An 18,352-nucleotide genomic window follows, 5' to 3' on the forward strand; every position below is an offset into this window, starting at 1 on the left:
AAAAAACTAGGAGAGGTCGTAGAAGAAACGTACCTCGGACGAAACTACGTCATGTTCCCCAATGGCAAAGGCGACAACTACGCCTTCCACCTCCAGTTCCCGCAGTATCACCTCTACATTTCCAAATCTGAAAAGTTCACATCTTCACCGAATGTCTACCTTTCCATCAATTCAAAAACCATGTGGGGAAAGGGCGTAGCTTATGTCCTCGACTTAGCCACCAACGATCTCAAGTATTTCGGTGGTAAGATCGTCGAGGTACTCCCTAGCCGCCTCGATATCTGCGCCGACTTCAAGTTATCCTCTGGTCTCTCCCTCCCTTTCTTGGAAGAACACACCGTGTGCCGCAGCCGGGATGTCAGACCGATAATTAAGGGCGGCATCCTCGAAACCTGTTACTTTGGTTCACCTGCCGCACCTATCCGCCTGAGGATTTACAACAAAGGAAAAGAAGTAATCAAAAAGGGGGAAAAGCTATGGTTCGCCGACATGTGGGGGACTGACAATCTTGAAGATATCTGGAGGGTCGAATTCCAACTACGAAGAGCCGCCTTGAAACAATTCAAGATCAACGATTTTCTTGATCTCTGGCAAAGAGCCGGAGGCGTCTAGAACTACCTGACTGGAGACTGGTTCTCCCTCCGAGTTCTGGACAATGACCGCCAGAATCGGCGCACTATCCACCCTTGGTGGATTGAAGTTCAAAACTGCGCTGAACGACGGCGCTCTTCTACATCGCCCACATTGCCGGTTGCCTCCCTGCGTTCGCTGCCAGGACCGGGAACAGGGATTACAAAGAGGCCATCCTTGCACTCGGTAAAGCCTTGTATGAACACCGGAGCAAAAGGGATTTCGACAGGGAATTCATAAAACGCTCCATTAAGCTTGGGCATGTCCTGGAAGCTACGGGGGATGACCATGAGTGATTTAAAGGTGAGGACCGTTGAGCATGATGGTGTCCCGCACCACCGTCTTCGGCTGGCTAAAAAGCGGTGTTCTGAAGGAAGGCGTCCACTACTGCCGACTCGGCCGAATCCTCCGCTTCTGCTGGCGGGAAAGTCTTTTCTTCCAAGGCCAGCAGAGGCTCCCCACGGAGGATGACGGCCTGGCGACTCTGCCGCCAGTGCCACGAAGTGAGCACGATTCACAGCGAGGCGCAGCCTCGGTCCCAGGCTCGCCTTTGACTTTCAAGCGAAGCAAGGCACCGATGATGAACCTGGACTATTGATAATCGGATTGATTGGCGTTATCCTCCGCACCGGACTAAGACACACTGAAGGGAGGGTAACGCCATGAGGACATAACATGAGAAACAAGAAAGGCAATCTCGCCATAGAAGCACCCAGCAAGGAACACGGAGCTGTCAAGAGGCGCAAAGGCTCCAGTAAGCTCTATGTGGATTTCTACTACTTCAGCCAGCGGATCACCCGCACCACTGAGCTTGATGACACCCCGGCCAATGAACGAAAGGTTCGCGCCTTCCTGACCAGGATCGGGCAGAGGATCGAGGACGGCACCTTCAAGTTTGCCGAGGCATTCCCTGGAGCCACCGAACAGGAAAAAGCCTACTTCACCCAGCTTGAGGGGCGAGAGTACCGGCCCGAACCTCACCAGGTGCTCTTCGGTGAGTACGTGAAGGAATGGATGGAGACCATCTTTCCCTCCTTCAGCTCGCCGACCAAGCGGAACGACTACCGGGAAGCGATTGAGACGAAGATACTACCCCACTTCAAAAACGTCTCCTTCTACCAGATCACCAGCACCACGGTTTTCAAGTTCACTCAATCCCTTCTCTGCACGCGGGGGGAGAACAAGGGGAAGCCTCTCTCGACGGCGAGGAAAATGAACATCCTCATGCCGTTCAGAACGATCTGGAACGATGCCTGCGACCATTACCGGTGGGTGCTGAAAAGCCCCTTCGACAACCTGAAAAAGAGGCTCCCTAAGACCGAGAAGAAAGAGCACGTTGTCATCCGGTTTGATGAATGGCTTCGCTTCCTGGGCCACCTGGAGGAATACTACCGGCCCATAGCGGAGTTCATGATACTTACCGGGATGATCCCTTCAGAGATGGGGGGATTGAGGAAAGAGGACATCGACGGCGAGTACATCAACGTCAAAAGCTCCTTCGTGCTCGGCCAGGACAAGCAGAGTCTGAAAACTGCGTTCAGGAAGCGCCAAGTCTTCATCACCAGGGCGCTAAGGCAACGCCTGGACATCATCCTGAACCGCTCGGATTCACCCTTCGTCTTCACCATGGAGGACGGGGCGCGGTTTAACAGCTCCCGATTCTGCAAGGTCTGGAAAAAGGGCGTTGACGCTGCCGGGATCACCTACGTTACCTCCTACTCGGCCCGGCACTCCTTCGCAGCCTGGAGCCTCCTTGTCGGCATCAATCCGCTAAGGCTCGTCAAGCTCATGGGTCATGCTAGTAAGCAGATGGTCTACGAGGTGTACGGAAACTACGTGGAAGGTCTGGAAGAGGACGGAGAGAGAATCTTCGACTACCTGGGGCGCGACTTCGTCATACCCCAAAAAAGCAAATCCCCGATTCCGTTTGGGGACAGAACCGGGGACAGTCTCGAAAGGATCGCGCTAACCGCTTGAACCTGTATGTTTTTTATGGAGCGGGAAACGGGGTTCGAACCCGCGACTTCAACCTTGGCAAGGTTGCACTCTACCACTGAGTTATTCCCGCTCAATGGAGATCCTGTTTATAGCAAAGGACCTCCCTTGAGTCAACCATTTTTTTCTTCATACTGCAATGATCTCAGCGTACTTGATCTCGATAAAGTGAGTCCCTTTCGGGGCCCGCTGAGGTATACTCTGGTGTCGGAGTAACTTCAGAAGGAGAGCTGCATGGACAATCGCAAGGCCGAACTGATCGAAACGCTGTTGCCCAAAGACACGAACGGCTACGGGAATATCTTTGGCGGAGTCATCATGAGCATTATGGACAAAACCGCCGGGGTCGCCTGCTGGCGCTATTCCCGCAAACGGGTGGTCACCAAGTGCGCCCAGGAGATCTGCTTCCACACCCCGGTCAACATGGGGGAGGTCGTGTACTCGCGCGCGGCCATCGTTCACGTCGGGCGCTCTTCCATGGAGGTGGAGGTCGAGGTGGAGGCCGAAAACGTGATGGATGGAACCATCCGCCGGGCAGCCAGCGGCATCTTCACCATGGTGGCCCTGGACGAGAACTGGCACCCTACCCCGGTTCCGGTCTGGCAGCCGGTCACCGAGACGGATATCGAGAAATGGCAGGCGGCCGAACTGAGAAGGAAACGCCGGAGCCATGAGTAGGCACCATCGGCAAGATACCAGGCGGCGGGCGTGGTATGGCAGGGCGCTGGTGCTGGTGCTCCTCCTGACTCTTACCGGCTGCGAGACGATCAACGACGCGGTGGTCAGGTCCTGGCTGATGGATTCGGGCCTGGGGAATCGGGTCAACAAGCAGATCAAGGAAGGGTTGAAGAAGAAGGAGATTTCCCCGCCGGTGACAGGGCCGAGATTCCCGGCGCCGCAGGGTTTGGATCAGGGATAACATAGCACCGGGACCCCATCCTCACCCTGTCCCTCCCCTTGAAGGGGAGGGAACACCACTCAAAGAGGTGTGGACGCCGGAGTGTCAGCGTTCCGGTGAAAGGGAGCCGGGTCGCGGGGGATGCAGGTTGGGTCGAAGTTCTCCCTCGCCCAGGCGAGGATGTCACGGGAAGAAGCGGTCGCCAGGGAGGCAGGAGGATTTTGGCCGAGGAAGTGGAGGGCTCCAAGCAGCAGTCCGCCCCCCTCTTTCGACAGGTCGCGGCCGGCAGCAAGGGAGATGGCGTTGTCCCTTTTGCTGAGCTTCGAGCCATCGGGGCCGGTCACCAGTGGCAGGTGCCCGTAGTTAGGGGTGGGGAACTGGAATACCCGCTGCAGATAGATCTGACAAGGGGTGGCGCTTAACAGATCCGCCCCTCTCACCACCTGGTTCACGCCCGAGGCGGCGTCGTCCACCACCACGGCAAGATGGTAGGCATACGGGCCGTCGGCACGGCGCACCACGAAATCCCCGCAGGAAGCCGTTAAGCGCTGGCAGTAGCGCCCCATCACGGCATCGTTGAAGCAGATCACCTCGTCATACACCTTCACCCTCAGTGCACGCTCCACTTTTTCGGGAGGAAGCCCGTCACGGCAGATGCCGGGATAGACCAGGGTCTCGCCGTGGGGAGCCGAGGAGATCTGGGCAATCTCGCTCCTGGTGCAGCCGCAGCCGTAGGCGAGCCCACGCCGGATCAGCTCTTCCGCCGCCTCCCGGTACTGCTCGGTCCGCCGGCTCTGATAGAGCACCTCCCCGTCCCATTCGAACCCCAGGGTCTCCAGGGTAAAGAGGATATCGTCGGCGATCCCCGTCACCACGCGGGGAAGATCGAGGTCTTCCATGCGAAGAAGCCAGCTGCCCCCGCTAACCCTCGCCATCAGGTAGCTTCCAAGAGCTGCAACCAGGGAGCCCAGATGAAGGGGTCCGGTTGGAGAAGGGGCGAAACGCCCTACTATGTGGTGAGCGTCGTCGGTCATTGGTCGTTCACGGTGTTTGCCCAATCCTCCACCTGTCCTCCCCCTTGAAGGGGGAGGAACCTGTCTAAAAGGGCTGGTACCGGGATTAGCCGAGGAAGGAGCAGCAGTAGTCGGCGATGGTGGTGACCTTCATGGTGAAGCTGGAGTTGGCCGGGACTTCGAACGCTTCGCCGCCCTTGACGGTAACCCACTCGGAGGAGCCGGGCAGCAGCACAGTCAGCTCGCCCGACATGAACTCCATCAGTTCGGCAGCCCCGGTGTTGAAGGTGAACTCGCCGGGGAGCAGGATGCCGAGGGTCTTCTTGGTGCCGTCGGCGAAGATGACGGCCCGGCTGGTGCACCTGCCGTCGAAGTAGATATTGGCTTCTTTGACTACCGTTACGTTGTTGAATTCAGACACGAACTACCTCCTGGAAAAAAATATGGATCAGGCCAGCCACTCTCCCGACTCCCACCGCTCCAGGGCGACCTGCGCCCGGAAACCGATGAGACCCGGCAGTTTGGCGATTCTTTTCAATACGGCAATACATCTATCGGGAGACTCACGCATCGCGAAGACGGCGGCCATGCCGGCTACGGGTGGGGCCGGGTCTTCAAGGAGCACGAAAAAGGCCTCCAGCCCCCCCTCCCGCACCACCGCAGCATAGAACCTGGTGAGCTCCTGTACTTGGGCGGAAGCCGCCTCGTCGTCATAGGCTTCCATCGCCTCGGCATGCCTGAGAGCGGCCTTGGCAAACCATCCGACGACTTTCTCTATCTTCTCCTGCTGAGTCAATTCCTGCTCCCCGAGCCGTTCGACTGCTGACTGCACGGCACCAGCTCCAGCCAAGAACAGTAACAGTTTTGGAACCTTGAAACAAGCAAAAGGCATTGGAACACGGATCAAATCCGATGAGACGGATTTACACGGATAAATCTTTCAAGCTTAAATATTTACAATGACCGAAGCTCCGGTTGATCCGCCTTTATCCGTTCAATCCCTGTCATCCGTGTTCTATTGCTTTGTTTTTACGGGAGTCGAACAAGAAAAAGGCGGGGTTGCCCCCGCCTACCCCGCCTTTACCTTGAAGGTAACCTCTTGAGTTCCCATGTGGCAGCCCCCCTGGACGGTCCACCAGCATTAGCAAAACCATTAGCACATTTTGATAGCGGCATTCAACCCTTTCCTATCCGCCTACCCTAAACGGGGGATATGCTCGCTACCAAGATCCGGTGGACCATCTCATATATATTAAAACATGAATATGCAATCAGGGGGTATGACTGCCAATCCCCCCTGCCAACCTCCTTTAATAAGCACGCTCGCCTCCCTCCTCTGCCTCACTCCCCCCGAAGCCGGGAACTCAGCCTTCCCCTCCTACCCAACTCAAACCTATTTAAGACCCCACAAGCTCTTGGCACCAAGTACACCGACCGAATCCATGCCGATTTTTTTTTCAGAACACGCGGAAAAACTCTCCTCTACTGGGCATATAAGATTATAGCAAGCCAATACTTCATCTTACCATCCGAGGAGCCATGCAGCAAATCACCACTGGGATAGACCACCTACACCTGACGTTTTCAGCCAGCCATTCTCTTGAAACCATTGTAACCACCTTGTTCACAGGTATCACAGCAGATCACTTCCGCCCCAGTCGCAAGCAGCAGAAATGGTACCGCCGCACCCGACTTCTACAGACCACAACCGGCGACACCCTGGCAGCTTTCCACAGTGACAGCACCTCAACCTTCGGACGTAGGAACTTACTACAGGTTCACGGGCTTGCTTTCAGTGATTCAGCCCTCAACGCATTACGCCCCCTGAATTTACAGAAGCTCATTGACGGCGCGGTTGAACTTGACGCGCATGTCTCCGAGATCGACGTTTACATTGATGACCGCTCAGGACTGACCCCTGTGAACCAGATCTACGAACAGTCACTACCTCACACATACCGCGATTACATACGTTCCACCTTTACTAAGGATCACCAGGGTAAGCCGACCCTACCCGATTTCTATGGCGGATCTTCAATCTACTACGGGAGGCGGGGACGAAACTTCTGCAAAGTCCTTTTCTACCAGAAAGACCTATGTCCCCGACAAAGAGTGTACGAGACCGGAAATCGGCTCAAGTCCCCCTGGATCAGGTATGAATTAAAGCTACGCAAAGGATCTGCCAAGAAGGAAACCGACCTCCTGATGAAACTAAGCATCCCCGAATTCGACGCAGAAACACCGCGCCTGGGAGAGGTTGTCGTTGACCTGTTTCAACGTCACTTCTCCTATGTGGTTCCTGGTCCCCGGTCCAGTCGCCGGAAATTACAATCTTGGTGGAGTGAATTGTTGAAGCGTGCAGCCCTCTATAACCATATACCACTGTCTGACCACACCTCCTGCTACCACCGTCCGGGGATATCCTCACTGCGTACTTTAGACGGTAACCCGCAAACTGACACTCTTGCATTCTGCCTGTAGAGGGCGATCACACCAAACCCCATCCGAGGATTACCATTAATGATCGAACATGCACTTCGACTCCCTCCCTCTCTCAATAAGAAGGAGATCCCTAACGCAGGATACCGTAACCGTTGCCCGTTCTGTGGTTCCTCCAAGTGGGCACCCGGTACCCGTTGCGACTGTGGAATCTGGTGCCCGCCAGAAAGCGGTCACAAGCGTTCAAGACCAAGCAAATACAAAAAGACACCGCCTAAGGCGGATACGCTCATCTATGAGCCGAAACATTGTCATTACATCTAGAGTCACATCGACCACAGCGACAGCAGCTTACCGTGGGCCTGAGGCCGAGGCCGGAAAGGAGAAGGGCCGGATTCTCTATGAAGAGATCCGGCCCTATGTCCCACCCTCCGTCTCATGCCAGACGGTATTTTTATTTTTATCAATCAATAATGTTAAATTTGACACGGTAGTTGCTAGGAAAAGAAGTTCCCCTGGACCGGTTTTGGTTGGGAGAAGCTAGGGCAGGGTACAAATCCTATCCCCTGGTTTCGTAAGATCTCTGCGAAACGGTCATCGGGTGACACCACCACATACGATCCTCTCTTGTGGGATTGATAAAAGCGAATCTGCCGGATCAGTTCTCCCAGAGACAGGATCTTGCTCTTGACCTCAATGAAGACCTCATCGTCATAGGACCCAATTCTCCATTCTGGCGCGGCTGAGGGGAAAGCCTGTAGGTTAGAAGTGTAAGACTCCACCCTCAAACCGGGCCGACGAACTCTTACCATCATGTCGATTGCCCCGACCACGAACCCCTTGTCGTTCATGATCGTACACTCCCAGACAGTCTTCGTAACCTGGAGCTTCGGCATCGCCGGAGGATCTTCAAGCTTTGACCATTCCTCCAGTTGGAGAAGCTTCGATTCGGTCTCCAGGGTTTTCGGGTCTGGGGTAGGTGCACCCGGTCCAGCAGAACTTGATCTGAGGTTATGGAGTTGGCGCTCTAGGCTGGCTTTGAGTTTAGCCAGGCCGGTGTGAAAATCCGAAAGCTCTCCTTTGACCTCCCTCTCTGGCCAGACAGCAGGGAAAGCTCTATTTATGACCTCCTCGATGTTTGCGTTCAGCCAGATCATGATGCTGTCGTGTTCTGGTGTCTTCAGGTCATCGTCCTTGAAGCCGAACTTCTCAATCAGGGTCTTTGCCTTAGGTTGCCCCATCAGCGCCTCCAGAATACTCCTGTTCGTAGGTCTCTCACTATCGCACATAAGCAACCACCAATCCAGGTAAAAGATTGACGGTGAGAGGGCTGGAGGTCTCTCTGTGCTGAATCGTTAACGCTGTAACTCAGGTCATAGCAGATTTGGCCTTTTACCCACCAGTAACCCCTCTTTGCCACGTTAACGGTACCCCCCCGATTCTCTGTGCTGCACCATTAACGCGGCACCGTCCAAGCACCGCGTCAGTGCTGGTTCTGGATTGTCGTACAGACGCCATCATCGAAATAGACGCAGGTGGAGGCGTCCTCCCTCATAACCCACTGTTCATTGACTCCGCTAGCGGTACTAGTCCGATTGACCCGATACGGCTTCCCCCAGGCAGTTCTTACCTGCTCAGTTGTCATTCCTACCCGGATCTTCTTTCTTCCGATGGTGTTGCAGTCTTCTTCACTCCAGTCAGGATGTTCCTGGTGAACCCGCTTGCCTACTGGCGTAAGTTGAACTCCTACAGCGCCATCTTTGGATTTTGTCAGTTGTGTTTGGATCTCCTTCTGCCTCTTGTCAATTCGTCCTAACAGAACCTGAGCTTCTTTGTATTCAGGGGCATCTGATGGTATGCACTCAAGAAGCGTTTTCACCTGATCTGTATCTCCAGAACTTAATCTGTTTTCAATTTCTGTTTTCGCTTGGGTCAGGAGTTCAGCCGTACTCATCTTTTTCCCGGATTCACGCTCATGCATGATACCAAACAGAGCAACGCCCAAAAGCACCAGTATACCAACAAGCACAAGTCCCAGGCCGTTACGACCACTACGGACTTTCGATTGCTGCTCCGGCATCTCCGGTTCTTTCAACGGCACTGCCTGATGGTCCTTTACCTTGACTTCTTCGCGCACCTGAGAATCCAGGTGCTTCATTAGCGGAAAGGCGCAGGTAGGGCATACCTCGGCTTTATCCGAAACCTCTTTTGAGCACTCAGGGCACTTGATAAGAGCCATACTACCTCCCTCTCTCCACTTGATAGCAGATCCTAACCGACCATCAACTATACAGTCTGAGATGATATACTGACAAGTAAAACATATCATTAATGAACGTGGAAACGATGATCTCATAGCTGTATGCTCGCCGCCAAAAGGGGCCTATAGCTATGCTGGACAGTGCAGCCATCGGGAAAAAGATAAAGGAATTTCGCGTCAGTGTAGGCCTTACTCAGGAGGGGCTTGCTGAACGGCTTGGCATTACGTTTCAGCAAGTGCAACGGTTCGAGAAGGGAACAACGAAGGTAAACCTAAGCAGGTTACAGCAGCTTGCGGAGATCCTAGAAGTCCCGGTCTCTGCTTTTTTTGCTGAGTCGCCCAACACAGTGTACAACCTGACCAACGAAGAGCTAAGGCTCCTGGAGGCCTTTAAACAGGTGCCCAAGCATGTACGCGGTAGCGTTTTGGATGTTGTAGAGAACATGGCGGTGAAGAAGCCGTGACCCCAAAACCGATTTTGTCCTGAAAGGGGTTACACCCTCTCAAGAGCGTTCCGTACTGCTGCAGGCGTCCACAACTTGCCTCGTGGGGTAGGTACGTTCATGCCGTTCAGCTCATCGGCAATGCTCTGGAGAGTTGCCTTTGCTTCTCTTGCTCGCTTGATTGTAGCCGCGACCTTTGCGGCATCTTCATTTGCCTTTGCAGACCTGTTGGCTGCTGATTTGGCCCTCTTCGTATCATCCATTGTTATCGTTCGCTCGGTCTTCCCCGACTTGGTTGTACCTCCATTAGCTAATCGCACCTTCAGTTCTGCCAGTGATTTCTTGGTTCGATCAGATATAGCTTTCGCCTCATGCTCTGCCATGACTGCCATTATCTGGATCGTCATGCGGTTCGCCTCTGGCATGTCAGCTGCGATAAACTCTACGCCCGACTCCATCAGGGTAGCAGTGAAAAGCACGTTGCGGGATAACCGGTCGAGCTTTGCCACTACCAGCACGGCCTTTTCCTTCTTGCAGTACGCTAGGGCCTTTAGCAGTTCCGGTCTGTTTTTCTTCTTGCCCGACTCAACCTCAATGAATTCAGCCGCAGGGGTGTACTTCGCAACCGCTGTGCGCTGGGCATCAATACCCAGGCCGTCTCTGCCTTGGTGAGTGGTCGAGACCCGCAGGTAGTGTGCGTATTTCGTTGTCGGCGTTGCCTCCATCGGTGCCCCCTTAAGTGAATTATAAAATGTGGTCGGACGTACACAAATTATATTTATTTTGTTTGGTGATGTCAATGTCAATTACCGCTTTCGAGATGCAGGCTAATATGGTATCAACTGGTGGGCGAAGGACAGACTTAAAAGGGAGGTCGTTATGAGCGAAAGTGAAAACGAAAGAAAACTTCCGGCTAGGGAAGAAATAGAGGCATACATCGGAGGGGATGGTTGCCTCTGCCTAAAGCAAGGGCCATTCCCATACGAGGATCACGAAAACATCATCGCTATGTGCCCTCAGGATGTACCAATCATCATCAAATGGCTCCAGGAGCTTCTTGAAGAGGTTAAGGGCAAGTGACAACATGGACCGCTCTAGATCTAGGAGCGGCCCTTGTTGTTTTCAACCCTGGTGCAGCACGTAGACCAACAAGCTGACGCACCCGCCGTTGAACATCGAGAGGACATGCCATCCACGCCGGTTGCTCCAGATTCCGACAGCAACGTGGAGGAGGGCCAAGCAGCCGAAGAAGAGAAATCGCACGTTTGCCCCTCACCTACCCCTGGACCGCCGCGCAAAGTGACGTCAGAAGCGAAATTTGGAGGCCCAGGTGGGGGCGGGGTCGAAATGGCCCCGCACCTCAGGCGCGCAGTCCCTTTCATTCACGCCCGAAAAGTAGAAATAGAAGTTATATAGCACCATTGTGGATGCTTCGACACTAGTCTCCGACCAGCACAGCCTTCAAGCGACTGAGGTCCACGGGATACGCCGCTAGTTGGACAACCTTATTCATTATCCCAAGCTGCCGCTTTCGGTAGACCGTGTCACCCGTGTTCCCCTTCACCCGGTGCCCCATAACGTTATTCAAAGCAAGGTCCAGAAAAGGACTATACCCCTCACCCGCAACGACCTCTCCACGGTCATGCGATGCAAGTGCGGGAGCGATCAAGGCTTCCTCGACCGAACAGCGGAAGTTAGCACGAAGCGAGTACAGCCGTAGCTTAGAGTCATTGGAAATCAGGTTCACTGGTGAGTTCATGAGACTGCTGGCGTTGGCATCGTAATACAGTCCACAGCTCTCCCGCCACTTGAGATTTGGGAAAAGCTGGGACTCCCCCATGTCTTGCATCTTCCGAACGTAACCGACTAGACCTAAGTCCCTCAGTGTTCTGTGAACCGGGACATTGCGCTTTGACTCTTCCGTCTTCGTCCTTTGGTGTCGCTCCTCATTCCCGGTTACTCTAAAGAAAAGGATTCCCTCTCGCTCCTGAACATCATCAACAAAGAGTTGTGCCACCTCATTACACCTCAGCCCAGAATAGGCTATTACCAACGGAATCCAGGTGAGTTCAGGTCGTTGTGGGTTGTGGAGATCCGCCAGGAGATCAAAATAGGCTTGAAGTTCCCTCGATTCAAAGATCCTGGACTTCTCGCAGGCCACTCCAGAAGGTAAACCTAGCCCCCTGAACGGGTTCCCTTCAGTGTACTTCACCTTGTGGTTGGCACCCCAATTAAAGACTGCCGACAAGGTTTCGAGAGCATTGTCAACTGACTTGTTCTCCAGCGGCTCCCGTTCATTGTAGAACTCGTGCTGGTAGTAATCCCGCCACTCTAACGCCATCTCTGGCGTTACCGCCCTCACCCTGGGCACTTCGCCAAAACACTCAGCAAAAACCCGCTCAATCCTTTCTAATTCCTTCGCTTTCCGGCGTGCCCGGTCAGGAGCGTGTGTTTTTGACCACTCGGCATGGTACAACTCGCGCAGTTCGGAAAAGGGGATACCTGGGTCTTTCCTCACAGGAAGATTACTGCGCCACCGCCTCAGAAGCCGGTACTGGTAATCTGAATCGTCTTCGGTTATCCCCAGCACCCTTTCTGACTCAACTTTGAACAGATGACGCTCCGCTACCGCAAATGCAGCTACGACCTCGGTAAACTCATCTTTAGTGACCTCATCGGGACCACCGACCAAGCCTTGCTTGTTGTAGTGGCTAAGCATCATATCCGCTGCCTCAGTAGCAAACGGGGTGCTTAGAATGTTGCCATTGGCTTCCTCCCGCTGGTACATGGCCGCAGCCTTCGCCAACACAGACCCCACAACCTCTGGATTTTTTAGACTCCGCAGCAAATCAGCCCGGTACAGCATGAACGCGTTGTATTCCGGGTCATCTGAGACCTTAACCCCTAGCCTCGCCTTATCCTGCGCAGCTATAGTTCCCAGGCCATACTCAGCTACCATCGAATCGATCAGTTTTTGATCCATCCCGTTCCTCATCCTGTTAAATAGACCATCCACTACCGACAAAAGTTTGCGTGCGGCGGACTTTGCATCCTGGTACCGCCTCGTTTTCAGCGATCTCCAGATCTGACGCTTCCCTACTACTGGTTGAAGGTCAATAGGCACCGTGATAACCACGCAGTACGTCTTGCCCCTTCGCCTCATATAATCCATTTCAGGCCTCCCGACATTAGCAGATTCGTTAACAAATCGCCAAGGGGAGTCGAAACACATCAGGAACCAGATAGTTACCAACAAGAAAAAGGCGGGGTTGCCCCCGCCTTTTTGGATGCTGCTATCGAGCTGCCGATTAGATGTCGAAGTAGAGGGCGAACTCGAGCGGAACCGGACGCATACGGACCGGGTTGACTTCGGCTTCGGTCTTGTACTCGACCCACTTCTCGATGACGTCCGGGGTGAAGACGTCGCCTTTGAGGAGGAACTCGTGGTCTTCCTTGAGGGCGTTGAGAGCTTCTTCGAGGCTCCCCGGGGCGGACGGGATGTTGGCGAGCTCTTCCGGAGAGAGGCCGTAGATGTCCTTGTCGAGCGGCTGGCCCGGATCGATCTTGTTCTCGATGCCGTCGAGGCCTGCCATCAGCATGGCGGCGAAGGCCAGGTAGCCGTTGCAGGACGGGTCCGGAGTACGGTACTCGATACGCTTGGCTTTCGGGTTGGTGGAGAACATCGGGATACGCAGCGAAGCGGAACGGTTACGGCTGGAGTACGCCATGTTCACCGGAGCCTCGAAGCCCGGCACCAGACGCTTGTAGGAGTTGGTGGTCGGGTTGGTGAAGGCGCAGAGGGAACGGGCGTGCTTGATGATGCCGCCGATGTAGTAGAGCGCCATCTGGGAGAGCCCGCCGTACTTGTCCCCGGCGAAGAGGTTGGTGTTGTCCCTCCACAGCGACATGTGGCAGTGCATACCGGAGCCGTTGTCGCCGTAGAGCGGTTTCGGCATGAAGGTGACGGTCTTGCCGTTACGGTAGGCGACGTTCTTGATGACGTACTTGAACCACTGGAGCTGGTCGGCCATGTCGACCAGCGAGGAGAAGCGCATGTCGATCTCGGCCTGGCCGCCGGTGGCGACTTCGTGGTGCTGGCACTCGACGCGGATGCCGACCTTCTGGAGCTCGAGAACCATCTCGTTACGGAGATCGTTCTGGGAGTCGGTCGGGGAGACCGGGAAGTAGCCTTCCTTGTGGCGCGGCTTGTAGCCGAGGTTCGGGAACTCTTCGCGGCCGGTGTTCCAGGCGCCTTCGACGGAGTCGACGGCGTAGAAGGACTGGTTGGACGAGGAGTCGTAACGGACGTCGTCGAAGATGAAGAATTCGGCTTCCGGTCCGAAATAGGCGGTGTCGGCGAGGCCGGTCGACTTCAGGTAGGCCTCGGCCTTGCGGGCGATGTTACGCGGGTCGCGGCTGTAGTCTTCCTTGGTGATCGGATCGAAGATGTTGCAGATGAGGGACAGGGTCGGAATAGCGGTAAACGGATCCATCTTGGCGGTGTTCGGATCCGGAATGATGATCATGTCGGAAGCGTGGATCGGCTGCCAGCCGCGGATGGAGGAGCCGTCGAAGCCCTGACCTTCTTCAAAAGTGTCCTCGCCGAACTCGCTCATAGGCACCGAGAAGTGCTGCCAGATGCCGACGAAATCCATGAACTTGAAGTCCACCATCAGCGCGCCGTTTTCTTTTGCGAACTCAACTACTTGTTTTGGGGTCATTCTACAATCTCCTTTGAGTTTAGTAGGAAATCAGGCCATTACAGGGCGTCTTCGCCCCGCTCACCGGTCCTGATCCGTACAACTTCTTCAACGGGTGTGACGAAGATCTTGCCGTCGCCGATGCGGCCAGTCTTAGCGGCCTGCTCGATGGCATCGACCACCTTGGCAACCACCTCGTCGGAGACGATGATTTCCATTTTGATCTTGGGGATGAAGTCCACGACGTACTCCGCGCCGCGGTACAGTTCCGTGTGTCCCTTCTGGCGACCGAAACCTTTGACCTCACCGATGGTGATGCCTTGAATACCGATCTCATTAAGGGCTTCTTTGACCTCGTCGAGCTTGAAGGGCTTTATAATTGCTTCCACTTTTTTCACGGGCGTTACCTCCGCAGGTTTTTCAATGCGCGCAAATTATAGTAACGTTACCGTCAAATTGCAAGGTTAATAAAGCAACGTGAGCCGGGGTTCAGGGTCAAATTAGCAATTTATTTGCCAACGCAACTGTTAAAAAAACCACTAGTCTTTTTACATAGTTACTAATGTAAATCCCCCTCCCGCTTCTCGATTCCGGCGCTTGCGCTTAACCGTTAGGCACCCCCGGGACCGGCTGTCTATTTTTTAGGCAGCACGGAGTTCGCCTTGCCAACGCACCCTCTGTCACGGTATATTTGCGCCTTAACCTGTGACATAAAAGCCGTCTCCGGAACTTGCTCATGAAAAAGTTTCATCTCTCCAAACTTCGTCTAGTCTCGCTGCTCATTTTACCGGGATCCCTCTCCCTGGCATCTATCCCGGCGCGCGCGGACTTCTATCGTTACGTTGGCGAAGACGGGGTGGAAACCTTCACCAATACGCCCAGCACCCCCGGCGCGGTACGGGTGCTGCGCGAGGCGAAGGTGAGGACCAGGCCGGTAAAGGAGCATGCGACGGAAGCGCTGGAGCCGCCGGCGCCGGGCGAGCCGCCGCGGCTGCCGGTAAACGGGACGGTCACCTCCAAGGTCGGCTGGCGCCACGACCCCATCGACGGCGGCATCAGGCACCACAACGGGGTGGACATCGCGGTGCCGTCCGGGACCCGGGTGAAGGCGATCATGGGCGGCAAGGTCCGGGAAAGCGGCTTTCACGGCGGCTACGGAAACCTGGTGGTGATCGAACACCCCGGCGGAATGACGTCGCTGTACGGACACAACTCGAAGCTGGAAGTGAAGGCAGGAGACACGGTCCAGGCCGGCGACGTCATCGCCTACTCGGGCTCCACCGGCCGCTCGACGGGTCCCCACCTGCACTTCGAACTGTGGAAAAGCGGGAACAACGTCACCCAGGCCTACCTCGAAAACGGCGTCGGCATTCCGGAGGTCTCGGGAGGCATCAGGAGTTACCTCCACGCCGACGGCTCGATCGTCTTCACCAACCTGCATTAGCAAATCCGGCTACCATCCACCCCAGCCCATACTCACCCTGACCCTCCCCTTGAAGGGGAGGGAACGTTACGCCCGCCATTAAATAAAAAAAGGAGCCCCCGGTGGAGGCTCCTTTTTTGTTGCTGCGGTGCTGTCGAGATTACAGGATGAAAAGCATCTCGGCGTAGGTCGGCATCGGCCAGTAGTCGGCGGAGACGATCTTCTCGAGGGCATCGCCGTCGGCACGCAGAGCGAGCATCTGGGCGAAGACCTTCTCGCGGAAGGCGGTGGCCTGCTTGGCGAGGTCTTCGATGGCCAGTGCGTTGTCGAGAGCCTTCTGAAGGGCCTTGACGTTTTTGTTCATCGCGGAGAGGAGCTTGGAGGCCTCTTCCAGGGTTTCCTTCTGGGCCGAAACGTCGATCTTGCTGGACACGGCGGCGACCGACGAGATGGACTGGGCGACTTCGGTGATGAAGGAAGTGGCGGCAGGCATGATGCTCTGCTTGGCCATGTCGATCATGGTCAGCGCTTCGATGTTGAGGGTCTTCACGTACTGCTCGACCACGATCTCGTAGCGGGCATGGATCTCTTTCTCGGTGAAGACCTTGTGACGGGTGAAGAGCTCCACCGACTCCTTCTTGATCAGCTCCTTGAGAGCCTCGGGAGTGCTCGGGATGTTCGGCAGCCCGCGTTTCTTGGCCTCGGCGACCCACTCGTCGGAGTAGTTGTTGCCGTTGAACACGATGCGCTTGTGCTTCTTGGCGGTCTCCTGGAGGAGTTTCTGCAGGTCGGCGGAGAAGTCCTTGGACTTCTCGAGCTTGTCGGCAAACTGCCTGAGCACTTCGGCGATGATGGTGTTGATGATGACGTTCGGGCCGGAGATGGAGAAGGTGGAACCGACCATCCTGAACTCGAACTTGTTGCCGGTGAAGGCGAACGGAGAAGTACGGTTACGGTCGGTGGTATCTTTCGGAAGCGCGGGGAGAGTGGTCACCCCGATCTGCATGTCGGTCCCTTTTTTGGAGGACTTGGCCCCGCCCTTCTCGATCTGCTCCATGATGTCGGCCAGCTGCTCGCCGAGGAACACCGAGATGATAGCCGGCGGCGCTTCGTTGGCGCCGAGACGGTGGTCGTTACCGGCATTGGCGCAGGTCATGCGCAGGAGGCCGGCGTACTCGTCGACCGCCTTGATGGTGGCCATCAGGAAGGTCAGGAACTGGGCGTTCTCGTGCGGGGTGTGGCCCGGCTCGAGGAGGTTCTGGCCGTCGGAGGAGCTCATGGACCAGTTGTTGTGCTTACCGGAGCCGTTGACGCCGGCGAACGGCTTCTCGTGCAGCAGGCAGACCATGTCGTGACGGAGGGCGACGCGCTTCAGGGTGTCCATGACGAGCTGGTTATGGTCGGTGGCGATGTTGGTGGTTTCGAAGATCGGGGCGATCTCGAACTGGCTGGGGGCCACCTCGTTGTGCTGGGTCTTGGCGGTCACGCCGAGCTTCCAGAGCTCGGTGTTGACTTCCTTCATGTAGGAAACGACCCTTTCCTTGATGGTGCCGAAGTAGTGGTCTTCCAGCTCCTGCCCTTTCGGGGGCATGGCGCCGAAAAGGGTACGGCCGGCCATCATCAGGTCAAGCCTCTCTTCGAAGAAGGACTTGTCGACCAGGAAGTATTCCTGCTCGGGACCGACGGTGGAGGTGACGCGGTTGGCGGTCTGGTTGCCGAACAGGCGGAGGATCCTGAGGGCCTGGGTGGAAAGGGCTTCCATGGAGCGCAGAAGCGGGGTCTTTTTGTCGAGCGCCTCACCGGTGTAGGAGCAGAAGGCGGTCGGGATGCAGAGGGTGACGACGTCGGCCTCTTCGCGGAGGAAGGCCGGGGAGGTGCAGTCCCAGGCGGTGTAGCCGCGGGCTTCGAAGGTGGCCCTCAGGCCGCCGCTCGGGAACGAGGAAGCGTCCGGCTCGCCCTTGATGAGCTCCTTGCCGGAGAACTCCATCATGATGCCGGCGTCGGTCGGGGTGATGAAGGAGTCGTGCTTCTCAGCGGTAACGCCGGTCATCGGCTGGAACCAGTGGGTGAAGTGAGTGGCGCCTCTTTCGATGGCCCATTCCTTCATCGCGGTGGCGACCACGTCGGCGATCGACGGGTCCAGCGGGAGACCTTCGTCGATGGTTTTCTTCAGGTTCTTGTAGACAGCCTTCGGCAGTCTTTCTCTCATCACATCCTGGCTAAATACGTTCTGACCGAAAATCTCCATACTCGTTCTCACTCCTTGTCTTTGGTGGTGTGGAAATTAAGCAACTTTCCGAGTTGCGACTATTTTAGGCAGTTTAATCCGGAGTTCGGAAAACCCTCGTAAACTGCAAGATATGCGCCCTTGCGAGAGCCCTCGGACAGGCGTCACGGTAACGCCCTGTAGTACCGGCCGTTCCCTAAGGAAATTTCGCGAAAGGATGCAGAAAAATTAGGCAGTTATAACCAAAATGTGCCGCAATTTTAGGCAACATGCCTAAAAAAGCAGCACGGCACAAAAGCTTCCCTCACCAGGCCTTCGGCCACC

The 18,352-nt window shown here is 55.5% G+C and carries 19 protein-coding genes and 1 tRNA gene; 8 read left to right on the forward strand and 12 right to left on the reverse strand.

What is annotated here, in order from left to right:
- The first annotated feature begins 51 nt into the window (after positions 1 to 51).
- Positions 52 to 612: a replication initiation factor domain-containing protein gene (locus tag L4X63_RS11935; protein ID WP_250678863.1), complete on the forward strand. Its 561-nt coding sequence runs from the start codon at positions 52 to 54 to the stop codon at positions 610 to 612.
- An 89-nt stretch (positions 613 to 701) separates the two neighbouring features.
- On the opposite strand, the gene L4X63_RS11940 is transcribed toward L4X63_RS11935, so the two are convergent.
- Positions 702 to 893, reverse strand: a complete 192-nt coding sequence (locus tag L4X63_RS11940) for a hypothetical protein (protein WP_250678864.1) — start codon at positions 891 to 893, stop codon at positions 702 to 704.
- Positions 894 to 1,305: 412 nt separating this feature from the next.
- Here L4X63_RS11940 and L4X63_RS11945 point away from each other — a divergent pair, with 412 nt between their 5' ends.
- The gene (locus L4X63_RS11945) at positions 1,306 to 2,607 is read left to right on the forward strand and encodes an Arm DNA-binding domain-containing protein (RefSeq protein WP_250678865.1); all 1,302 of its coding nucleotides are present in this window, start codon (positions 1,306 to 1,308) and stop codon (positions 2,605 to 2,607) included.
- Positions 2,608 to 2,623: 16 nt separating this feature from the next.
- On the opposite strand, the gene L4X63_RS11950 is transcribed toward L4X63_RS11945, so the two are convergent.
- Positions 2,624 to 2,698: transfer RNA gene (locus L4X63_RS11950), tRNA-Gly, on the reverse strand.
- Between the two features lie 161 nt (positions 2,699 to 2,859).
- Here L4X63_RS11950 and L4X63_RS11955 point away from each other — a divergent pair.
- A complete protein-coding gene (locus L4X63_RS11955; protein ID WP_250678866.1) occupies positions 2,860 to 3,303 on the forward strand; it encodes an acyl-CoA thioesterase in 444 nt (147 codons plus the stop codon).
- A complete protein-coding gene (locus L4X63_RS11960) occupies positions 3,296 to 3,544 on the forward strand; it encodes a hypothetical protein (protein WP_250678867.1) in 249 nt (82 codons plus the stop codon). The genes L4X63_RS11955 and L4X63_RS11960 overlap by 8 nt, the downstream gene beginning before the upstream one ends.
- Positions 3,545 to 3,603: 59 nt before the next feature.
- Here the strand turns inward: L4X63_RS11960 and gluQRS are convergent, their stop codons facing one another.
- The 3 genes from gluQRS to L4X63_RS11975 all read right to left on the reverse strand — a co-directional run bounded on the left by gluQRS (position 3,604) and on the right by L4X63_RS11975 (position 5,368).
- Entirely contained in the window at positions 3,604 to 4,557 is a 954-nt protein-coding gene (gene gluQRS / locus L4X63_RS11965; RefSeq protein WP_250678868.1) for a tRNA glutamyl-Q(34) synthetase GluQRS, read from the reverse strand.
- A gap of 85 nt (positions 4,558 to 4,642) precedes the next feature.
- Positions 4,643 to 4,957 carry a pyrimidine/purine nucleoside phosphorylase gene (gene ppnP, locus L4X63_RS11970; protein WP_250678869.1) on the reverse strand — a complete coding sequence of 105 codons (315 nt, stop codon included), beginning with the start codon at positions 4,955 to 4,957 and terminating at the stop codon, positions 4,643 to 4,645.
- Positions 4,958 to 4,984: 27 nt separating this feature from the next.
- Positions 4,985 to 5,368 (reverse strand): hypothetical protein, encoded by a 384-nt coding sequence (locus L4X63_RS11975; protein ID WP_250678870.1) that lies wholly within the window; start codon positions 5,366 to 5,368, stop codon positions 4,985 to 4,987.
- Between the two features lie 707 nt (positions 5,369 to 6,075).
- Between L4X63_RS11975 and L4X63_RS11980 the strand changes: the two genes are divergently transcribed.
- A complete protein-coding gene (locus L4X63_RS11980) occupies positions 6,076 to 7,017 on the forward strand; it encodes a replication initiation factor domain-containing protein (RefSeq protein WP_250678871.1) in 942 nt (313 codons plus the stop codon).
- 455 nt (positions 7,018 to 7,472) lie between these two features.
- Here L4X63_RS11980 and L4X63_RS11985 read toward each other — a convergent pair whose 3' ends face one another.
- Together L4X63_RS11985 and L4X63_RS11990 are read right to left on the reverse strand one after the other, a co-directional pair.
- Positions 7,473 to 8,216: a hypothetical protein gene (locus tag L4X63_RS11985; RefSeq protein WP_250678872.1), complete on the reverse strand. Its 744-nt coding sequence runs from the start codon at positions 8,214 to 8,216 to the stop codon at positions 7,473 to 7,475.
- Between the two features lie 242 nt (positions 8,217 to 8,458).
- Positions 8,459 to 9,214, reverse strand: coding sequence for a hypothetical protein (locus L4X63_RS11990; protein ID WP_250678873.1), 756 nt, complete (start codon positions 9,212 to 9,214; stop codon positions 8,459 to 8,461).
- A gap of 152 nt (positions 9,215 to 9,366) precedes the next feature.
- Here L4X63_RS11990 and L4X63_RS11995 point away from each other — a divergent pair, with 152 nt between their 5' ends.
- Positions 9,367 to 9,699, forward strand: coding sequence for a helix-turn-helix domain-containing protein (locus L4X63_RS11995; protein WP_250678874.1), 333 nt, complete (start codon positions 9,367 to 9,369; stop codon positions 9,697 to 9,699).
- A 29-nt stretch (positions 9,700 to 9,728) separates the two neighbouring features.
- Here L4X63_RS11995 and L4X63_RS12000 read toward each other — a convergent pair whose 3' ends face one another.
- Complete coding sequence (locus L4X63_RS12000; RefSeq protein ID WP_250678875.1) at positions 9,729 to 10,403, reverse strand: recombinase family protein; 675 nt, start codon at positions 10,401 to 10,403, stop codon at positions 9,729 to 9,731.
- Between the two features lie 154 nt (positions 10,404 to 10,557).
- Here L4X63_RS12000 and L4X63_RS12005 point away from each other — a divergent pair, with 154 nt between their 5' ends.
- The gene (locus L4X63_RS12005; protein ID WP_250678876.1) at positions 10,558 to 10,758 is read left to right on the forward strand and encodes a hypothetical protein; all 201 of its coding nucleotides are present in this window, start codon (positions 10,558 to 10,560) and stop codon (positions 10,756 to 10,758) included.
- A gap of 358 nt (positions 10,759 to 11,116) precedes the next feature.
- Here the strand turns inward: L4X63_RS12005 and L4X63_RS12010 are convergent, their stop codons facing one another.
- From L4X63_RS12010 to L4X63_RS12020, 3 genes are all read right to left on the reverse strand, one after another.
- Complete coding sequence (locus L4X63_RS12010; RefSeq protein WP_250678877.1) at positions 11,117 to 12,850, reverse strand: site-specific integrase; 1,734 nt, start codon at positions 12,848 to 12,850, stop codon at positions 11,117 to 11,119.
- A 136-nt stretch (positions 12,851 to 12,986) separates the two neighbouring features.
- Complete coding sequence (gene glnA, locus L4X63_RS12015) at positions 12,987 to 14,399, reverse strand: type I glutamate--ammonia ligase (protein ID WP_250678878.1); 1,413 nt, start codon at positions 14,397 to 14,399, stop codon at positions 12,987 to 12,989.
- A gap of 38 nt (positions 14,400 to 14,437) precedes the next feature.
- Positions 14,438 to 14,776: a P-II family nitrogen regulator gene (locus L4X63_RS12020; RefSeq protein ID WP_250678879.1), complete on the reverse strand. Its 339-nt coding sequence runs from the start codon at positions 14,774 to 14,776 to the stop codon at positions 14,438 to 14,440.
- A gap of 338 nt (positions 14,777 to 15,114) precedes the next feature.
- On the opposite strand from L4X63_RS12020, the gene L4X63_RS12025 reads away from it, so the two are divergent.
- Positions 15,115 to 15,822 (forward strand): peptidoglycan DD-metalloendopeptidase family protein, encoded by a 708-nt coding sequence (locus L4X63_RS12025; RefSeq protein ID WP_250678880.1) that lies wholly within the window; start codon positions 15,115 to 15,117, stop codon positions 15,820 to 15,822.
- A 139-nt stretch (positions 15,823 to 15,961) separates the two neighbouring features.
- Here L4X63_RS12025 and L4X63_RS12030 read toward each other — a convergent pair whose 3' ends face one another.
- Entirely contained in the window at positions 15,962 to 18,049 is a 2,088-nt protein-coding gene (locus L4X63_RS12030; protein ID WP_284694614.1) for a glutamine synthetase III family protein, read from the reverse strand.
- Between the last annotated feature and the right edge of the window lie 303 nt (positions 18,050 to 18,352).

The organism is Geomonas sp. Red32 (assembly GCF_023652955.1).
Classification (GTDB): Bacteria; Desulfobacterota; Desulfuromonadia; order Geobacterales; family Geobacteraceae; genus Geomonas.